The sequence below is a fragment of the Xanthomonas nasturtii genome, assembly GCF_023337365.3.
Lineage (GTDB): Bacteria > Pseudomonadota > Gammaproteobacteria > Xanthomonadales > Xanthomonadaceae > Xanthomonas > Xanthomonas nasturtii.
In genome coordinates this window covers 2264038-2282074 of sequence record NZ_CP142084.2, presented here as the reverse complement: position 1 = coordinate 2282074, position 18037 = coordinate 2264038, and the positions used below count along the sequence as shown (strand labels likewise).

The following is an 18037-nucleotide window of genomic DNA, read 5'->3' as shown; positions in this document are numbered from 1 at the left end:
GACATGAGGTTCATGAACTCAAGAAATGAGCAGCTTCGCCAACGGATTCTACGTATTGCGGAGCAGGAGCACCCTGCGCTTGAGGACGTCATTGCGCGCCTGCCGGCGATTGCCAACCGCCCTTTATTCCTCATCGCTCCCGAATCCTATGTGGGCATGGCGCATGGTCCCAGAGTTATTGCCGGCCTGCGTCATGTTGTTGCCGCAATTGATGACCAAAGCATCCACTTGGACCGCCTTCACGGCGCGCCGCGCTGGAGCAGTCAGGAGTTTCTTGGCAGGGCGGGCCAGTACGCCGATGCAATCGCTATCGATTTCTCCTGCAGCCCGCGCGGACGGGCGTTTGCAAATGACCTCTGCACCAGCGCGGGCATTGAACAACTCAGCGTCGCGCCTTCCGTTGATCCGCTGATCCCACGTTTTGAGCAGCGCCCCCTTTTTCTGCTGCAACCGCGCTCGGGCCTTGGCAACATCTATGGCCCACAGATTGTCGAACGGCCCAGCCATGTCATTGCTGCCATTGATGACCAGCCAAGCGACAGCGACACCGTTCATGGAGTGCCGCGTTGGAGTTCGCGCCAGTTCATCGAGCAAGCAGCCCAGCATCCGCAGGCGTTGGCCATCGATTTTTCTTACAGCCCGGGAGAATCGGGCCTGGCCCGCAAGCTCTGCGCGCAAGCGGGCATTGAAAGGGTAGATGCCTGCCTGGCCGTTGCGCACTGTGGGATGCCCGCCGTATACGAGCCTGCCCAGGTATACCGTCAGCGGACGCTTCTGCGCCTGGACGAATTTCTGCGTCTTGCGGATCGACTTGAGGACGATTTGAGCGTCTTTACGCTTTACAGCAACCTGTTGTTCCGCCTTACCTACGATTCCAGCCTTCTGTTGAACTGCTGGGCGACGCCGATCAACGAGTACTTTTCGGAATACGCCGACAGCAGCACATTCCAGCTTGGCCAGCGTGAACATTTCTGTGATGGCGGCGCCTTCCAGGGCCCTATCGTCCGCAAATTCCTAGAAGCATCTCGTTATCGCTACGAAAGCATCACCGCTTTCGAACCCGATGGCATCAACTTTCAGAAATTGGAGGACATTGCGAGCGCTTTTCCTCTTCCCCCGCACAATTTCAAGGCCCTCAAAAAAGCGATCTCCAACGAACATACGACGCTGCGCTTCGAGGAGACCGGCACGGTTTCCAGCCATGTATCGCCGGGTGGCGGAATCTCCGTGGCTACCACACGCCTGGACGACGAATTGGAAAAGCTGACGTTCTTGAAGTTGGACATCGAAGGATTTGAAGCCAGGGCACTGGAAGGCGCATCTCACCTCATCCGCACCCAGCGTCCCCGCATGGCGATTTGTGTCTACCACTACGCCCAGGATCTACTCGATATCGTGGAACAACTGGACAAATTGGTCGATGGCTATCACTTCCGTCTACGCCAACACTCTCCCGGCCACTACTACGACCTCGTTTTGTATGCATCGCCTGTCCCTGGTGCCGCACCACCGCCTTGGGCGGAGTAAGCCTAAAAAAAAAGTCAGGACTTGCAAGGGCCTGCTCCCAGTGCCACCGCAGCCATTGCTCTCAGTGGTGACGCATCATGATGCAAGCGGCGTGCATCTTGCATTGGTTCTCGGCCAGTTCGATGCTCGTTGACTTCCGGGGTGATCGGACCGATTCGCGCCGGCATCTCGTCTAGCATCAGATAACTCTTGAATGATCAACTCGGACCACCGCCCTTGAGCTCTTCTGCCCTAGTCAGCATCGTCATGCCGACCTATAAGCCCCGGCACTTTGCGCAAGCGCTGGACAGCGTGCTGACACAGACCTACCCGGCGTTGGAGCTGGTGATCTGCGACGACAATGCCGATGGTGCCATCGAGGCGGTGCTGGCATCCAGGTTGGCGGATGCGCCCTTCCCCATTCGCTACCATCGCAATGCATCCCGGCTCGGCGAGCTGGGCAGCACGGTCAAAGGCATCGGCTTAGCACAGGGCGAGTACGTCAAGTTCCTGCACGATGACGATGTGCTGCAGCCCGACTGTATTGCGCAGTTGGTGGAGGCAATCGAGCGCAACCCAGGCACCGCGCTGGCATCGTCGCGGCGGGTGCGGATCGACGACAACGGCGCGCCGTTGCCGGACATCCTGGCCACCTGTTTTCCGTTTGCCGACGATGTGTTGATCGACGGGCCGGAGCTGGTGTCGTTTCTGGCCGACCACACCATCAACTTCATTGGCGAGCCGAGTTGCGTGCTGGCACGCGGCGCCGATCTGCTCGCGCTGGGCAACGAGTTGATGATGTTGAACGGCAAGCCGATCCATTGGGTCGGCGATCTGGCGATCTACGTGAAACTGCTGCGCAAAGGCAACCTGGCGATGCTGGCCAGCCCGCTGACGCACTTCCGCGTGTCCAGCGCGCAGTTCAGCCAGACCGGGCGCGACCAGGTCGGGGTCGGCGATCAGGGCCATGAAGACTTCCGCCAGGGTATCCGCCAGTTGGGTTGGCGGCGCGAGACTGGCGACAACCGGCAGGTGCGCGTGGCCCCGCTCAGCCCGCACAAGGCGCGCGTATTCAAGCCGGTGGATTTGGTCAATGCGCTGATGCAAAGCGCCGGCATGGCCGAGCGGGTGTCGCCGGCGACCTGGCTGGGCGTGCGCCAGCCGAGCACGGTGCAGCGAGCGTTGATCGAAGCACGCCTGCAGGCGCATGCCGGCGGCCCCCGCATCGCGGTACTGCTGATCGACCGCCAAGGCGATGCCGCAGCGGTCGCGGCAACCCGGGCCAGTCTGGAGGCGGTGGCCTGTTATCGACGGCACCAAACCTGGGTCATCAGCAGCGCACCGCAGCAAGTTGCCGAGCACGGCGAGCACGGCGTGCCGATCGATGAGCACGGCTTGCCGGCAACGCTCAATCGGGTCATCGCCGCGCAGGACGCGATCGATTGGGTGCTGCTGGTCGACGCCGGCAGCCTGTTCACTGCCAGCGGTCTGCTGATGCTGGCGCTGGAGATGCTCGCCTTGCCCGACGAGTGCCAGGCCGTCTACGCCGACGAAGTGATGGCGCTGGACAACGGCAAGTTGGGGCTGGCGCTGCGGCCGGCGCTGTATCTGGACATGCTATTGAGCGCGCCGGCGACGCTTTCGCGGCACTGGGTGTTCCGGCACCGCACGCTGTTGGCCGATGGCGGCTTCCCCACCGGAACAGGTGCGGCATTCGAACTGGATTACCAGCTGGGCCTGGTCGAGCGTTACGGGTTGGCCTGCATTCGGCACATCGCCGAGCCTTTGCTGATTGCATCGGCCAAGCCGCAGCATGACGACGAAGACGAACGCCAGGCCATCGCGCGCCACCTCAGCGCACGCGGCTACGTGGACGCCGTGGTGCACAGCGCAGCGCCCGGCCGGCATGCGGTGGACTACCGCTATGCGCAGCAGCCGCTGGTCAGCATCCTGGTGCTGGTGGATGGGCGCCTGCCGCAGGTACAGCGCTGCCTGGAAAGCATCCTGGCCAACACCGGCTATCCGCATTACGAGGTGCTGCTGCTGGATCGCGGCACCACCGAGCCGGGGCTGCACGCCTGGCTGGCCGGCATCGACACCCTGGGCATGCAGCAGATCCGCGTGCTGCGCTTTGCTGCCGAGCCATCGCGCGAGGCGGTGTGCAATGCGGCGGTGGAGCACGCACGTGGGGACGTGCTGCTGTGGCTGTCGGCTGGCGCTGCGGTGATGAAGGCCGATTGGCTCGATCAGTTGCTCAACCATGGGCTGCGGCCAGAGGTCGGTGCAGTCGCCGGCAAGCTGCTGCGCGGCAACGGCACCGTGCATCACGCCGGCCTGCTGCTGGGCCTGGGGGCACCAGCGGCGCGCGCCTTTGCAGGTGCGGCGTTCGACGAATCGGGCTATCTGCAGCGCCTGCAACTGGATCAGAACTACAGCGCACTCAGTGGCGAATGCCTGATGCTGCCGCGCCAGCTGTTTCTCGACGCAGGCGGCTTCGCGCTGGAGCCGGCGCTGGCGCAGTGGAGCGATGTCGACCTGTGCCTGCGCCTGCAGCAGGCCGGTTACCTCAATGTATATGCGGCACGCGCGCAGTTGTTAATCGACCCGCCCGACGCGACGCCCGCCACGGCACTCGACGAAGAGGCGATGTACGCGCGTTGGTTGCCGGCGATGGCCAACGACCCGGCCTACAACCCGGGGTTTTCGTTGGACCCCGGCGCCGGCTTCGCGCTGGCCGACCCGCGCGCCAGCTGGCGGCCGTTGCAGTCATGGCGGCCTCTGCCCAGCGTGATCGCGCTGCCGGCCGACATCGAAGGCTGCGGCCACTACCGGGTAATCCAGCCGCTACGCGCCTTGCGCGAGGCCGGCGTAGTCGAAGGCGTGCTATTCAACGGTTATCTGGAGATTGCCGAGCTGGCGCGTCAGGATCCCGACGTGGTGATCCTGCAGCGCCAGGTCGGCGAGGCACGGCTGGAGGCGATGCGGCGGATGAAGACGTTGTCGCGCGCCTTCAAGGTCTACGAGCTGGACGATTACCTACCCAATCTGCCGCTGAAGAATGCGCACCGCGAGCACATGCCCAAGGACATCCTCAAGACGTTGCGGCGCGGGCTTAGCATGGTGGACCGCTTCGTTGTCTCCACCCCTGCCCTGGCCGAGGCGTTTGCCGGGCTGCACAGCGACATCCGCGTGGCCGAAAACCGTCTGCCGCCGCATTGGTGGGAATCGCTGCCGCAGCGGGCCCAACGCCAGGGTGGCAAGCCGCGCATCGGCTGGGCCGGTGGTGCCAGCCATACCGGCGATCTGGAATTGATTGCCGACGTGGTGCGCGAACTGGGCGACGAAGTCGAATGGGTGTTCATGGGCATGTACCCGTTCGCGCTGCGCGAGCACATTCACCACTTTCAGCCAGGCGTGCCGATCGATCACTACCCGGCGGCGCTGGCCGCGCTGGATCTGGATCTGGCGCTGGCACCGGTGGAGCAGAACCTGTTCAACGAGTGCAAGAGCAATCTGCGGCTGCTCGAATACGGCGCTTGCGGTTACCCGGTCATCGCCAGCGACGTGCGCTGCTACCAGGGCAGCCTGCCGGTGACGCTGGTGAAGAACCGCTATCGCGACTGGATCGGCGCGATCCGGGAGCACCTGGCCGACTCGGCTGCGACGCGCGCCAAGGGAGCAGCCCTGTGCGAGGTGGTGCGGCGCGACTGGATGCTGAGCGGCAGCAATCTGGACACCTGGCGAGCCGCGTGGTTGCCGGACTAGCGCCCGAGCGTGCTGCTTGGGTGTTTTTCCGTTTGCAGTAGAAGGCAGTAGAAGTATGTCTGGTTGTATGTGAGTTGACGGTGTCACCCTCATCCGGCGCTGCGCGCCACCTTCTCCCGCTGGCGGGAGAAGGAAAGCGGGCTGCCTGTGATCTGTTGGTTGCGCTGCGACTGGTCGCCTACCGGTTCCTTCTCCCGCTTGCGGGGAAGGTGCCCGAAGGGCGGATGGGGCATGTGTTCACTCCAGCGCCGCGCATCGCCCCGATTGAGCCGCATTGCCATTGATGGTGTTGCCCTCATCCGGCGCTGCGCGCCACCTTCTCCCGCTGGCAGGAGAAGGACAGCCGGGCTGCATGTGATCTGTTGGTTGCAGGGCAACTGACCATCCGGCGGCTCCCTTCTCCCGCTTGCGGGGGAAGGTGCCCGAAGGGCGGATGGGGGCAATCACGCTGCGCCCCAGCCGCGGCAGGAACATACTCGCGCCGGAATCCCGGCGCCATTTCGGCACGCCGCTTGCATTGGTGTGGATGCCTCCCTGGCTGACCGCACCCATGAGCGATTCCGTTACCTCCATCCTCTCGCAGATCCGCAGCTACCAGACGCAGATGGGCCAAGGCCCGATGGGCGCGGTGGGCGATGCGGCGCGCGGTAACCAGATCCAGGGGCTGGCCGGCACGCAGGGAACACCGGCCACCCAGGCACCGAGCTTCAGCGAAACCTTGCGCGGCGCCATCGGCGGCGTCAACGAGGCCCAACAGAAGTCAGGCGCGCTCTCCAAAGCATTCGAAATGGGCGACCCCAGTGCCGATCTGGCGCGGGTCATGGTCGCCTCCCAGCAGTCCCAGGTGGCCTTCCGCGCCACCGTGGAAGTCCGCAACCGTCTCGTCCAGGCTTACCAGGACGTCATGAACATGCCGCTGTAAAGGTTGACGACACATGGCTCTCGCGATCAGCAAAGAAAACATGAACCAGAACGCCGAAAAGGCGGGGCAATGGTTCGACCGTGTCCGCAGCCTGCAGATCACCCGCAAGCTGACCATGATGGCGATGATCGCCCTGGCGGTGGCGGCCGGTCTGGCGGTGTTCTTCTGGTCGCAGAAGCCGGGCTATCAGTCGCTGTACACCGGCCTGGATGAAAAGGGCAATGCCGAGGCGGCCGACCTGCTGCGCACCGCGCAGATCCCGTTCAAGATCGACCAGGGCACCGGCGCGATCTCGGTGCCGCAGGACCGCCTGTACGACGCGCGCCTCAAGCTGGCCGGCTCCGGCCTGACCGGCAAGGAAACCGGCGGCGGTTTCGAGCTGATGGAAAAAGACCCCGGCTTCGGCGTCAGCCAGTTCGTGGAAAACGCCCGCTACCAGCACGCGCTGGAAACCGAACTCTCGCGCACCATCGGCACCCTGCGCCCGGTGCGCGAGGCGCGTGTGCACCTGGCCATTCCCAAGCCCAGCGCCTTCACCCGCCAGCGCGATGTGGCCAGCGCCTCGGTGGTGCTGGAACTGCGCGGCGGCCAGGGCCTGGAGCGCAACCAGGTCGATGCCATCGTCAATCTGGTCGCCTCCAGCATCCCGGACATGACCCCCGAACGCGTCACCGTGGTCGACCAGAGCGGCCGCATGCTCTCCATCGCCGACCCCAACAGCGACGCCGCCCAGCACGCTGCCCAGTTCGAACAGGTGCGCCGCCAGGAAAGCTCCTACAACCAGCGCATCCGCGAGCTGCTCGAGCCGATGACCGGCCCGGGCCGGGTCAACCCGGAAGTCAGCGTAGACATGGACTTCTCGGTAGTGGAAGAAGCCCGCGAGCTCTACAACGGCGAGCCGGCCAAGCTGCGCAGCGAGCAGATCAACGACACCAGCACCAGCGCCACCGGCCCGCAGGGCCCGCCGGGTGCAACCAGCAACAGCCCCGGCCAGCCGCCGGCACCGGCCGTCGCCGGCGCGCCAGGCACCCCGGCTGCCGCCAACGGCCAGGCCGCCGCCCCGGCCGCGCCAACCGAAAGTTCCAAGAGCGCCACCCGTAACTACGAATTGGACCGGACCTTGCAACACACCCGTCAGCCGGCCGGCCGCATCAAGCGCGTCTCCGTGGCGGTGCTGCTGGACAACGTCCCGCGCCCCGGCGCCAAGGGCAAGATGGTCGAACAGCCGCTCACCGCTGCCGAGCTCACCCGTATCGAAGGCCTGGTCAAGCAGGCAGTGGGCTTCGACGCGGCACGTGGCGACACGGTGTCGGTGATGAATGCCCCGTTCGTGCGTGAAGCGGTGGCGGGCGAAGAAGGCCCCAAGTGGTGGGAAGACCCGCGCGTGCAGAACGGTCTGCGCCTGCTGGTCGGCGCGGTGGTGGTGCTGGCGCTGCTGTTCGGTGTGGTGCGCCCCACCCTGCGTCAGCTCACTGGCGTGACCGCGGTCAAGGACAAGCAAGCCAAGGCTGGCAAGGATGGCACTCCACAGAGCGCCGACGTGCGGATGGTCGACGAAGACGATGAGTTGCTGCCGCACATGGGTGAGGACACCGCCAGCATCGGGCAGGAGCGCAAGACCCCGATCGCCCTGCCGGATGCCTACGAAGAACGTATGCGGGTTGCACGCGAAGCAGTCAAGGCCGATTCAAAACGTGTCGCACAAGTCGTGAAGGGATGGGTTGCCAGTGAAGCCTGAAACACAACCAATGAGTGGCGTGCAGCGTGCTGCCGTGTTGTTGCTGTCGCTTGGGGAAAGCGACGCCGCCGAAGTGCTCAAGCACATGGACCCCAAGGAGGTGCAGAAGATCGGCATCGCCATGGCCACCATGACCGGCATCTCGCGCGATCAGGTCGAAAAGGTGATGGACGACTTCAACGGCGAACTGGCGGGCAAGACCTCGCTGGGCGTGGGCGCCGACGACTACATCCGCAACGTGCTGATCCAGGCGCTGGGCGCCGACAAGGCCGGTGGCCTGATCGACCGCATCCTGCTGGGCCGCAACACCACTGGCCTGGACACCCTGAAGTGGATGGACCCGCGCGCGGTCGCCGACCTGGTGCGCAACGAACACCCGCAGATCATCGCCATCGTGATGGCGCATCTGGACAGCGACCAGGCCGCCGAGGCGCTGAAGCTGCTGCCCGAGCGCACCCGCGCCGACGTGCTGCTGCGCATCGCCACCCTGGATGGCATCCCGCCCAACGCGCTGAGCGAGCTCAACGACATCATGGAGCGCCAGTTTGCCGGCAACCAGAATCTCAAATCGTCCAACGTGGGCGGCATCAAGGTGGCGGCCAACATCCTCAACTTCCTGGACACCGGCGCCGACCAGGGCGTGCTGGGCGAGATCGGCAAGATCGACGCCGACCTGGCCGGCAAGATCCAGGACCTGATGTTCGTGTTCGACAACCTGGTGGACCTGGACGACCGCGGCCTGCAGACGCTGCTGCGCGAAGTCTCCGGCGAGCGCCTGGGCTTGGCCCTGCGCGGCGCCGACGTCAAGGTGCGCGAAAAGATCACCCGCAACATGTCCCAGCGCGCGGCCGAAATCCTGCTCGAGGACATGGAAGCGCGTGGCCCGGTGCGCCTGGCCGACGTGGAAGCGGCGCAGAAGGAAATCCTTACCATCGTCCGCCGCCTGGCTGACGAAGGTGCCATCAGCCTGGGCGGCGCCGGTGCGGAGGCCATGGTATGAACGATGTGGTCACCCGCTGGCTGGCCCCGGACCTGCACCTGGCCCCGGCCACGCCGGAAACCGAGTTCGACGAACCGGCCGTCTATGAGCCGGTGCTGCGTCCGCCCACCCTGGAAGAGATCCAGGCCATCGAAGACGCCGCCCAGCAGGAAGGTTTCGCGCGCGGGCATGCCGAGGGCTTTGCCCAGGGACAGTCGGAAGTGCGCCGCCTGACCGCGCAGATCGACGGCATCCTGGACAACTTCACCCGCCCGCTGGCGCGGCTGGAAAACGAAGTGGTCGGCGCGCTCGGCGAGCTGGCCGTGCGCATTGCCGGCCAGCTGGTCGGGCGTGCCTACCAGGCCGACCCGCAGCTGCTGGCCGAGCTGGTAGGCGAGGCGGTCGATGCGGTTGGCGGTGCCGGGCGCGAAGTCGAAGTACGCCTGCACCCGGACGACATCACCGCGCTGCTGCCGCATCTGGCGCCCAGCAGCACCACCCGCGTGGCCCCGGACATGAGCCTGAGCCGCGGCGACCTGCGTGTGCACGCCGAAAGCGTGCGCATCGACGGCACCCTGGATGCGCGCCTGCGGGCCGCGCTGGAGACAGTCATGCGCAAATCCGGAGCGGGCCTGTGAGCGCCCTGTTCGGCGCCACCCCGGCCGATTGGCTGGATGCACGCAACCTGCGCCTGGCCACCCGGCTGGGCACGCTGGGCCTGGAGCCCACTGCCGGCCGCACCTTGATCCGCGAAGGCATCCTGCGCCGCGCCGTCGGCCTGACCCTGGAAGCCACCGGCTGCGAAGCGCCGATGGGCGCCACCTGCAAGGTCGAAGTGGATGGCGGCTGGGTGGATGCCGAAGTGGTCGGCTTTGCCGGCGAACGCACCTATCTGATGCCCAGCGCCGAACTGCATGGCCTGCTGCCGAACGCGCGCGTGGTGCCCTCGCGGCGCCGCGGCGGCGTGGAAGTGGGCGAAGGCCTGCTGGGCCGCGTCATCGACAGCGACGGCACCCCGCTGGACGGCAAGGGCCCGATCCGCGCCGAAGGCAGCGTCGGCATGGCCGGCGTGTCGATCAACCCGCTGGCGCGCGAACCCATTACCACCTCGCTGGATGTCGGCGTGCGCGCCATCAACGCCATGCTGCCGATCGGCCGCGGCCAGCGCGTGGGCCTGTTCGCCGGCTCCGGCGTCGGTAAATCGACGCTGCTGGGCATGATGACCCGCTTCACCTCGGCCGACGTGATCGTGGTCGGGCTGATCGGCGAACGTGGCCGCGAAGTCCGCGACTTCGTCGAGACCACCCTGGGCGAGGAAGGCCTGCGCCGCGCCGTGGTGGTGGCCGCCCCGGCCGACCGCCCGCCGTTGGCGCGTCTGCATGGCGCCTACCGCGCCACCGCCATTGCCGAATGGTTCCGCGACCAGGGTTTGAACGTGTTGCTGCTGATGGATTCGCTGACCCGCTTTGCGCAGGCGCAGCGCGAGATCGGCCTGTCGGTGGGCGAGCCGCCGACCACCCGCGGCTACCCGCCGTCGGTGTTCGCCAAATTGCCGGCGCTGGTGGAACGTGCCGGCAACGGCGCCAAGGGCCGCGGTTCGATCACTGCGTTCTACACCGTGCTGACCGAAGGCGACGACCCGCAGGACCCGATCGCCGATGCGGCCCGCGCCATCCTGGACGGCCACATCCTGCTTTCGCGTCGGGTTGCCGACAGCGGCCTGTACCCGGCCATCGACCTGGAATCCTCGGTCAGCCGTGTGGTGCAGGACATTGCCGACGAACCGTGGCGCCTGCGCATCCGCAAGCTCAAGCGGCTGCTCTCTGCCTACACCGCCAACCGCGACCTGATCGCCATTGGCGCTTACCAGCGCGGCAGCGACCCGGCCACCGACGAAGCGTTGGCGCGTTGGCCGGAGATCGTCGAATTCCTGGGCCAGGACGTGCACAAGGCATCGCTGCTGAGCGACAGCCTGTCCGCGCTGCAGGAACTGGTGGAGCCGGGGACCTAATCCATGATGCAGTCAAAACGAATCGATCCCCTGCTACGGCGGGCGCAGGAACAGGAAGACAAGGTCGCCCGCGATCTGGCCGAGCGCCAGCGCACTCTGGAGACCCACCAGTCGCGCCTGGAAGAACTGCGCCGCTATGCCGAGGAATACGCCAACAGCCACATCGCCGGCACCAGCGCCGCTGCGCTGAGCAACCGCCGTGCTTTTCTGGACCGGCTCGACAGCGCCGTGCTGCAACAGGCACAGACCGTGCAGAGCAATATCACCAAGGTCGAATCCGAACGCACCCGCCTGCTGCTGGCCAGCCGCGAAAAGCAGGTGCTGGAGCAACTGGCCGCCAGCTACCGCGCGCAGGAAAACAAGGTCATCGAACGCCGCGACCAGCGCGAGATGGACGATCTGGGCGCACGCCGCTCGCGCCTTGCGCGTGCCGAAGATACTCACGGAGATTCCGCATGAACCCCCTTTCCGCATTTGCCGCCGGCCTGGGCGCGCTTGCCGGCACCGGCAAGACATCCAGCTACAGCGACCCCTCGTCCGAACCGGATGCGGGCCAGGACCAGTTCGCGCGCATGCTCAATCCGGCCAACACGCCCAACCAGGCCCCGCCGCAGGCGCCCGAGCGCGTGCCGGCCAAGCAGGCCGCGCCCAAGCCCAACCAGTCCGACAACAATCGCAGCGACGACGACACCCACGACGATGCGGCCGGCGATGCCACCGCACGCCCGCGTGCGCAGGACGGCGAGGCCAAGCCGGCCAGGTCCGGCGCCGCCAAGGATCCGGCAGCCACCGACAGCAGCACTGCTGCTGGGACCGGCAAGCCCGGCAAGACCACCAAGGCCGCCACTGCCGGCGAAGACGCACCGGCAGACGCGGCGACCGCCACCGACGCCGGCTGGCCTCCACCGGGCCTGGGCGGCTTCGGCATGGGCCTGCTGGCGCAGGCGTTGCCGGGCGGCGATGTGCTGGCTGCCGCAGCAGCGGCGCTGACCGCCAGCATGGCCGGCGCCGCCGGTGCGACGGCTTCTGCCACCGCATTGCCCACCGATGCAACCGCAGCCACCGCCACCGCCACCGCGAACGCCGCCACCGCCCTGCCCGCGCTGGGTGCACTGGTGCCGGCAGCCGCCGCAGGCGCCAAGCCCACCTCGTCCACCGCAGTGAGCGGCGATGCGCAGACCGCCGCGTTGATGAGCATGGCCGCCAAGGCGCTGGAACCGGCTGCCGACGACAGCGCTGCGCCCGCAGCGCCGGACGCCCCGGCGTTCGTGCTGCCCACCACCACCACTGCACCGGCGCTCACCCGCCTGCAGGACGCAGCGCCGATCTTCAGCGCCTCGCCCACCCCCACCCCGGACCTGGGCAGCGACAACTTCGACGATGCCATCGGCGCACGCATGAGCTGGCTGGCCGACCAGAAGATCGGCCACGCCCACATCAAGGTCACCCCCAACGAGATGGGGCCGGTGGAAGTGCGTTTGCATCTGGACGGCGACAAGGTCAACGCCAGCTTCACCGCCGCCAATGCCGACACCCGCCAGGCGCTGGAACAGAGCCTGCCGCGGCTGCGCGAAATGCTCGGCCAGAACGGCTTCCAGCTCGGCCAGGCCGACGTTGGCCAGCAACAGCAGAACCCGTCCGGCAATCGCAATGGCGCCAATGGCAGTGGCAACGGCCTCAGCCTGGACGACGCCCCGCCCGTCGGAATTCCGTCGGTGGTGTTACGCCAGCGTGGATTGCTGGACGCCTACGCCTGAGGCAATGCGCCGGGCACACCCCGGCGCGGCGGCAAATCGCGCCGCGGCTTGCGACCGCTGACGCCCGTTCACCCTTGCAGCACAAGGCTTGCGGGGGTGTCCCGGTTTGCGTGGCGCAGGCGCCAGGAAACCGACGCGTGTTTGGCATGCCAATTGCATCGACAGGGTGAGCATTCCCCTGGAGCAGACTGTGGCAGCCGCCGAAAAACCCAAGAAGACCGAAGACAAAGACGAGAAAGGCGAAAAGAAGAAGGGTGGCAAGAAGTCCATCCTGCTGATCGCCATCGGTGTGGTGGTACTTGCGGCTGCTGGCGGCGGCGCGTGGTTCTTTTTCGGCCACAAGGGCGATGAGAAAGACGGCAAGCACGCCGCGCCCAAGGTGGCCGAAGTGCCCAAGCCGGCGCAGTACTTCCCGATGGACCCGGCAATCGTGGTCAACCTGGCCGATCCCGGCGATGGCCCGCAGTACCTGCAGGTCGAAGTGCAGCTGGTCACCCGCGACCCGGAAGAACTCAAGCTCATCACCGAGAACGCCCCGGCCATCCGTGCGCATCTGTTGATGCTGCTGTCGCAGACCAAGGCCACCGACGTGGCCGACCTGGCCGGCAAGCAGAAGCTGCAGAAAGCCGCCCTGGCCGAAGCACAGAAGGTCATGACCAGCGAGACCGGCAAGAAGTGCGTGGAAGACCTGCTGTTCACCAGTTTCGTTACCCAGTAAGGCCTGCCCGATGAGCGTCAGTGATCTGCTTTCCCAGGACGAAATCGATGCCCTGCTGCATGGCGTGGATTCGGGTGCGGTCAATACCGAGCCGGAGCCATTGCCGGGCGAGGCCCGCCAGTACGACCTGTCCAGCCAGGACCGCATCATCCGTGGGCGCATGCCGACCCTGGAGATGGTCAACGAGCGCTTTGCGCGGCTGTGGCGCATCGGCCTGTTCAACCTGATCCGGCGCTCGGCCGACCTGTCGGTGCGCGGCATCGACCTGGTCAAGTTCAACGAGTACATGCATTCGCTGTATGTGCCGACCAACCTCAACCTGATCCGCTTCAAACCGCTGCGCGGCACCGGCCTGATCGTGTTCGAACCCACCCTGGTGTTCACCGTGGTGGACAACTTCTTCGGTGGCGACGGCCGTTACCACACCCGCATCGAAGGGCGCGAATTCACCGCCACCGAAATGCGTGTGGTGCAGCTGATGCTCAAGCAGACCTTCGCCGACCTGAAGGAAGCCTGGGCGCCGGTGATGGACGTGGACTTTGAGTACATCAACTCGGAGATCAACCCGCACTTCGCCAATATCGTCACCCCGCGCGAGTACGTGGTGGTGTGCCGCTTCCATGTGGAGCTGGAAGGCGGCGGCGGCGAGATCCACATCACCCTGCCGTATTCGATGCTGGAGCCGATCCGCGAATTGCTCGATGCCGGTATCCAGAGCGACCGCAACGACCGCGACGACTCCTGGAACGTGATGCTGCGCGAGCAGCTGGACACCGCCGAGGTGACGCTGTCGAGCGTGTTGGCCAGCAAGCGCATGAGCCTGCGCCAGCTCACCGGCTTGAAGGTTGGCGACATCCTGCCGATCGACCTGCCCGCCCAGGTGCCGCTGTGCGTGGAAGAAATCCCGTTGTTCACCGGCGAATTCGGCGTTTCCAATGGCAACAACGCCGTCAAGATCACCGCCGTACGCCCGCCCGGCGTGCAAGCCCCGCGTGCCGTTCCATCCCAGGACCCCAGCAAATGATGAACTCCGACATCCTCGACGCCGCGCCCGCTACCTTCGACAGCCTGCAGCCCGAGCGCGATCTCAACGCCAGCGACCTCAATCTGGACGTCATCCTGGACGTGCCGGTGACCCTGTCGCTGGAAGTGGGCCGCGCGCGCATCCCGATCCGCAACCTGCTGCAGCTCAACCAGGGCTCGGTGGTGGAACTGGAACGCGGCGCCGGCGAACCGCTGGACGTGTACGTCAACGGCACCCTGATCGCGCATGGCGAAGTCGTGGTCATCAATGACCGCTTCGGCATCCGCCTGACCGATGTGGTCAGCCCCAGCGAACGGATCCGGAGGCTGCGGTGATCGGCCTGCTGGCCGCCGCCGCGCCGGTCGCGGCCAAGGCCACCCAGGTCGGCGCGCAGGCGCCGTCCTCGCCCAGCCTGTTTGGCGCGGTCTTTGCACTGCTGTTGGTGCTCGCGCTGATCGTCGGCCTGAGCTGGTTGCTCAAGCGCATGCCCGGCAGCGGTTTTCGCAACAGCGAGGGCCTGCGCGTGGTGACCAGCCTGGCGGTGGGTGCCAAGGAACGCGTGGTGGTGGTGGAGGTGAACGGCCAGCAATTGCTGTTGGGCGTCACCGCCGGCGGCATCAGCACCCTGCACACCCTACCCGAACCGCTGCCACCCGCGCCCGCCCCCACCCTGCCCAACTTCAAGCAACTCCCCAATTTCGCCCAGCTGCTCGCACAGAAGCTGCGCAAGGACCCGTGACATGTTCAGTCGTTGGAATCGCTGGGGGCGCAGCCTGCGCCTGATCCTGATCCTGCTGGTGATGAGCTGCCCGCTGCTGGCCGCCGCCACGCCCGCCGCGTTGCCGTCGATGGCGCAGGCCGCCGCCCCCGCTGCCGCACCGGCGGTGCCGCCCGGCTCCAACCAGTTGCCGAACCTGCCCAACGTGAGCGTGGGCCGCATCGGCGACCAGCCGGTGAGCCTGCCGCTGCAGACCTTGCTGCTGATGACGGCGATCACCCTGCTGCCATCGATGCTGCTGGTGCTCACCGCCTTCACCCGCATCACCATCGTGCTGGGCCTGCTGCGCCAGGCGCTGGGCACCGGCCAGACCCCGTCCAACCAGGTGCTGCTTGGCCTGGCGATGTTCCTGACCGCACTGGTGATGATGCCGGTGTGGCAAAAGATGTGGGGCGCCGGCCTGCAGCCGTACCTCAACAACCAGATCGATTTTTCCAGCGCCTGGACGCTGACCACCCAGCCGCTGCGCGCCTTCATGCTGGCGCAGATCCGAGAGACCGATCTGATGACCTTTGCCGGCATGGCCGGCGACGGCAAGTACGCCGGCCCGGACGCAGTGCCGTTCCCGGTGCTGGTGGCCTCGTTCGTGACCAGCGAGCTGAAGACCGCCTTCGAGATCGGCTTTCTGATCTTCATCCCGTTCGTGATCATCGACCTGGTGGTGGCCAGCGTCTTGATGTCGATGGGCATGATGATGCTGTCGCCGATGTTGATCTCGGCACCGTTCAAGATTCTGTTGTTCATCCTGGTGGATGGATGGGTGCTGGTGGTGGGCACGCTGGCGGCGAGCTTTAACGCCTCGTAGCCGCAGCGCGGCTTCAGCGGCACTCTGAGCGGATTTCTGCAGCTTGGCTTTGGCTGGTGCTTGGCTTTGGCTTTGGCTGTTGCTTTCCGGGGCCTCATACCGCAGCGGCAAGGCCGGCAGATACAACCCGTAGGGCGGCGCGCATGGATGCGCGTCGTTTTTGTAAGGGACATGGATGTCCCTTACAAAAATTTCTGCCGGACTTGCGTACCCGCAGCGCCGCAGGCGCGGAGGGCGCGATGACGGGGTGTGCTTTCTTTTGGTTACTTTTCTTTGCACAAGCAAAGAAAAGTGACTCGCACCCATAGGGCGTGAAAGCCTTTGATTTCAATATTTTGCATCAACATGCAAAGTCAAAAATCGTTGAGCCAAGGCAAATTCCAGTGCAGAGCTTTCGCTCCCCTTCGGGGCGCGAGTCACTCTCTTTGCTTGTGCAAAGAAGCGCTTTACAGCAGCCGAAGGCTGATCAAGTAACCAAAGAAACACACCCCGTCCTCGCGCCCCTACGCGCCAAGGCGCTACGGGTACGCAGTCCACGTGGGAATTTTTCTAAGGGACATCCATGTCCCTTAGAAAAACCTCGCGCATCCATGCGCGCCGCCCCTTCGGGGCTTGACCCACGTGGCCTGCCGCTGCGGTATGGGGGATGAAAGCGAACTGCAAAAGCCAAGCAAGAGCACAGCAAGAGCACAGCAAGAGCACAGCAAGAGCACAGCAAGAGCACAGCAAGAGCACAGCAAGAGCACAGCAAGAGCACAGCGACAGGCTGACGGGAAGGCCACTGGCAAAGATGAAACCGACCTCACCCACCACCAAACCGCCAGCCAGGTCGCAAATCCCGAATCCCGAACCCCCAATCCCAGCCCTTTGGCACCCCACTTGCATCACAGCCCTCCATGAGCCCTGAAATCGCCCTGACTGAATTGCGTGGTGGCCTGGTCGCCGTCCTGTGGATTGCCGGACCGATGTTGCTGGCGGTGTTGATCGTCGGTGTCGTCATTGGTGTGGTGCAGGCCGCTACCCAATTGAACGAACCCACCATCGGCTTCGTGGCCAAGGCGGTCGCGTTGACGGCCACGCTGTTTGCCACCGGCAGCATGCTGCTGGGGCATCTGGTGGAGTTCACCATCGCGCTGTTCCAGCGCATTCCGCATTTGATCGGTTAGCGGACCAGACCGGATGGATTCCGCTACCCAGATGGTGATCGACGGCCAGCGCGCGTTTGCGATGGTCGGGGCGATCATGTGGACCATGTTGCGCACCGGAGCCTTGCTCACGGCCATGCCGTTGATCGGCACGCGTGCGGTTCCCGGCCGGGTGCGGGTGATGCTGGCCGGAACATTGTCGATGGTGCTGGCGCCGATCCTGCCGCCCGTGCCGGAGTGGGATGGTTTTACCGCGCAGGCGGTGCTGAGCATCGCGCGCGAACTGGCCGTGGGCGCCAGCATGGGCTTCATGTTGAAGCTGATCTTCGAGGCCGGCGCGCTTGCCGGCGAGTTGGTGTCGCAGTCCACCGGCCTGTCGTTCGCACAGATGTCCGACCCGATGCGCGGCGTGACCTCCGGCGTGATCGCGCAGTGGTTCTATATCGGGTTCGGCTTGCTGTTCTTTGCGGCCAACGGGCACCTGGCGCTGATTTCGCTGTTGGTGGACAGCTACAAGGCGCTGCCGATCGGCACGGCCATTCCCGACGCCAGCGCGTTCGCGCAGGTGGCGCCCACTTTGTTCCTGCAGATCCTGCGCGGCGGGCTGACCCTGGCCTTGCCGATGATGGTGGCGATGCTGGCGGTCAACCTGGCCTTCGGTGCGTTGGCCAAGGCGGCGCCGGCATTGAACCCGATGCAACTTGGTTTGCCGCTGACGGTCTTGCTGGGGCTATTCCTGCTATCCAGCTTCGCAAGCGAGTTCGCGCCACCGGTGCAACGCATGTTCGATACCGCCTTCGACTCTGCCAGGGAACTGACAGGTTAAGCATCCGGCCGCTCAAGTTTTGCCGGCGGTCGCCGTCAACGCTAAGGACGATTGACCCGTTCA

The 18037-nt window shown here is 65.5% G+C and carries 18 protein-coding genes; 16 read left to right on the top strand and 2 right to left on the bottom strand.

Annotated elements, in window-relative coordinates; all coding sequences use genetic code 11:
- Nucleotides 1-3 precede the first annotated feature (3 nt).
- Nucleotides 4-1527, top strand: a complete 1524-nt coding sequence (locus tag M3O59_RS09905) for an FkbM family methyltransferase (protein ID WP_249046971.1) — start codon at nucleotides 4-6, stop codon at nucleotides 1525-1527.
- 246 nt (nucleotides 1528-1773) lie between these two features.
- The gene (locus tag M3O59_RS09900; protein WP_116905572.1) at nucleotides 1774-5271 is read left to right on the top strand and encodes a glycosyltransferase; all 3498 of its coding nucleotides are present in this window, start codon (nucleotides 1774-1776) and stop codon (nucleotides 5269-5271) included.
- 89 nt (nucleotides 5272-5360) lie between these two features.
- Here the strand turns inward: M3O59_RS09900 and M3O59_RS09895 are convergent, their stop codons facing one another.
- Together M3O59_RS09895 and M3O59_RS09890 are read right to left on the bottom strand one after the other, a co-directional pair.
- A complete protein-coding gene (locus M3O59_RS09895) occupies nucleotides 5361-5504 on the bottom strand; it encodes a hypothetical protein (protein ID WP_181920514.1) in 144 nt (47 codons plus the stop codon).
- A 4-nt stretch (nucleotides 5505-5508) separates the two neighbouring features.
- Nucleotides 5509-5823, bottom strand: coding sequence for a hypothetical protein (locus tag M3O59_RS09890; RefSeq protein ID WP_147308475.1), 315 nt, complete (start codon nucleotides 5821-5823; stop codon nucleotides 5509-5511).
- Between M3O59_RS09890 and fliE the strand changes: the two genes are divergently transcribed.
- The 14 genes from fliE (at nucleotide 5822) to fliR (ending at nucleotide 17974) form a co-directional block, all read left to right on the top strand.
- Nucleotides 5822-6193, top strand: a complete 372-nt coding sequence (fliE, locus tag M3O59_RS09885) for a flagellar hook-basal body complex protein FliE (protein ID WP_064634877.1) — start codon at nucleotides 5822-5824, stop codon at nucleotides 6191-6193. The two genes, M3O59_RS09890 and fliE, sit on opposite strands and share 2 nt — an antisense overlap.
- A 13-nt stretch (nucleotides 6194-6206) precedes the next feature.
- Nucleotides 6207-7931, top strand: a complete 1725-nt coding sequence (gene fliF, locus M3O59_RS09880; RefSeq protein WP_116905571.1) for a flagellar basal-body MS-ring/collar protein FliF — start codon at nucleotides 6207-6209, stop codon at nucleotides 7929-7931.
- Nucleotides 7932-7941: 10 nt separating this feature from the next.
- A complete protein-coding gene (gene fliG / locus M3O59_RS09875; RefSeq protein WP_010373680.1) occupies nucleotides 7942-8931 on the top strand; it encodes a flagellar motor switch protein FliG in 990 nt (329 codons plus the stop codon).
- Nucleotides 8928-9548 carry a FliH/SctL family protein gene (locus M3O59_RS09870; RefSeq protein ID WP_116905570.1) on the top strand — a complete coding sequence of 207 codons (621 nt, stop codon included), beginning with the start codon at nucleotides 8928-8930 and terminating at the stop codon, nucleotides 9546-9548. The genes fliG and M3O59_RS09870 overlap by 4 nt, the downstream gene beginning before the upstream one ends.
- Nucleotides 9545-10921, top strand: coding sequence for a FliI/YscN family ATPase (locus M3O59_RS09865; RefSeq protein ID WP_064634883.1), 1377 nt, complete (start codon nucleotides 9545-9547; stop codon nucleotides 10919-10921). The genes M3O59_RS09870 and M3O59_RS09865 overlap by 4 nt, the downstream gene beginning before the upstream one ends.
- Nucleotides 10922-10924: 3 nt before the next feature.
- Complete coding sequence (gene fliJ, locus M3O59_RS09860; RefSeq protein WP_064634885.1) at nucleotides 10925-11380, top strand: flagellar export protein FliJ; 456 nt, start codon at nucleotides 10925-10927, stop codon at nucleotides 11378-11380.
- Complete coding sequence (locus tag M3O59_RS09855; protein ID WP_116905569.1) at nucleotides 11377-12678, top strand: flagellar hook-length control protein FliK; 1302 nt, start codon at nucleotides 11377-11379, stop codon at nucleotides 12676-12678. Before fliJ ends, M3O59_RS09855 begins: the two co-directional genes overlap by 4 nt.
- 166 nt (nucleotides 12679-12844) lie before the next feature.
- Nucleotides 12845-13396, top strand: coding sequence for a flagellar basal body-associated FliL family protein (locus M3O59_RS09850; RefSeq protein WP_181920513.1), 552 nt, complete (start codon nucleotides 12845-12847; stop codon nucleotides 13394-13396).
- Between the two features lie 10 nt (nucleotides 13397-13406).
- The gene (gene fliM, locus M3O59_RS09845; protein WP_064634888.1) at nucleotides 13407-14420 is read left to right on the top strand and encodes a flagellar motor switch protein FliM; all 1014 of its coding nucleotides are present in this window, start codon (nucleotides 13407-13409) and stop codon (nucleotides 14418-14420) included.
- Complete coding sequence (gene fliN, locus M3O59_RS09840; protein ID WP_064634892.1) at nucleotides 14417-14755, top strand: flagellar motor switch protein FliN; 339 nt, start codon at nucleotides 14417-14419, stop codon at nucleotides 14753-14755. The genes fliM and fliN overlap by 4 nt, the downstream gene beginning before the upstream one ends.
- Nucleotides 14752-15159, top strand: coding sequence for a flagellar biosynthetic protein FliO (fliO, locus tag M3O59_RS09835; protein ID WP_064634894.1), 408 nt, complete (start codon nucleotides 14752-14754; stop codon nucleotides 15157-15159). The genes fliN and fliO overlap by 4 nt, the downstream gene beginning before the upstream one ends.
- 1 nt (nucleotide 15160) lies before the next feature.
- Complete coding sequence (fliP, locus tag M3O59_RS09830; protein WP_064634896.1) at nucleotides 15161-16003, top strand: flagellar type III secretion system pore protein FliP; 843 nt, start codon at nucleotides 15161-15163, stop codon at nucleotides 16001-16003.
- 896 nt (nucleotides 16004-16899) lie between these two features.
- Nucleotides 16900-17169, top strand: a complete 270-nt coding sequence (locus tag M3O59_RS09825; protein WP_064634898.1) for a flagellar biosynthetic protein FliQ — start codon at nucleotides 16900-16902, stop codon at nucleotides 17167-17169.
- Nucleotides 17170-17182: 13 nt separating this feature from the next.
- A complete protein-coding gene (gene fliR, locus M3O59_RS09820) occupies nucleotides 17183-17974 on the top strand; it encodes a flagellar biosynthetic protein FliR (protein ID WP_064634899.1) in 792 nt (263 codons plus the stop codon).
- The last annotated feature ends 63 nt before the right edge of the window (nucleotides 17975-18037 follow it).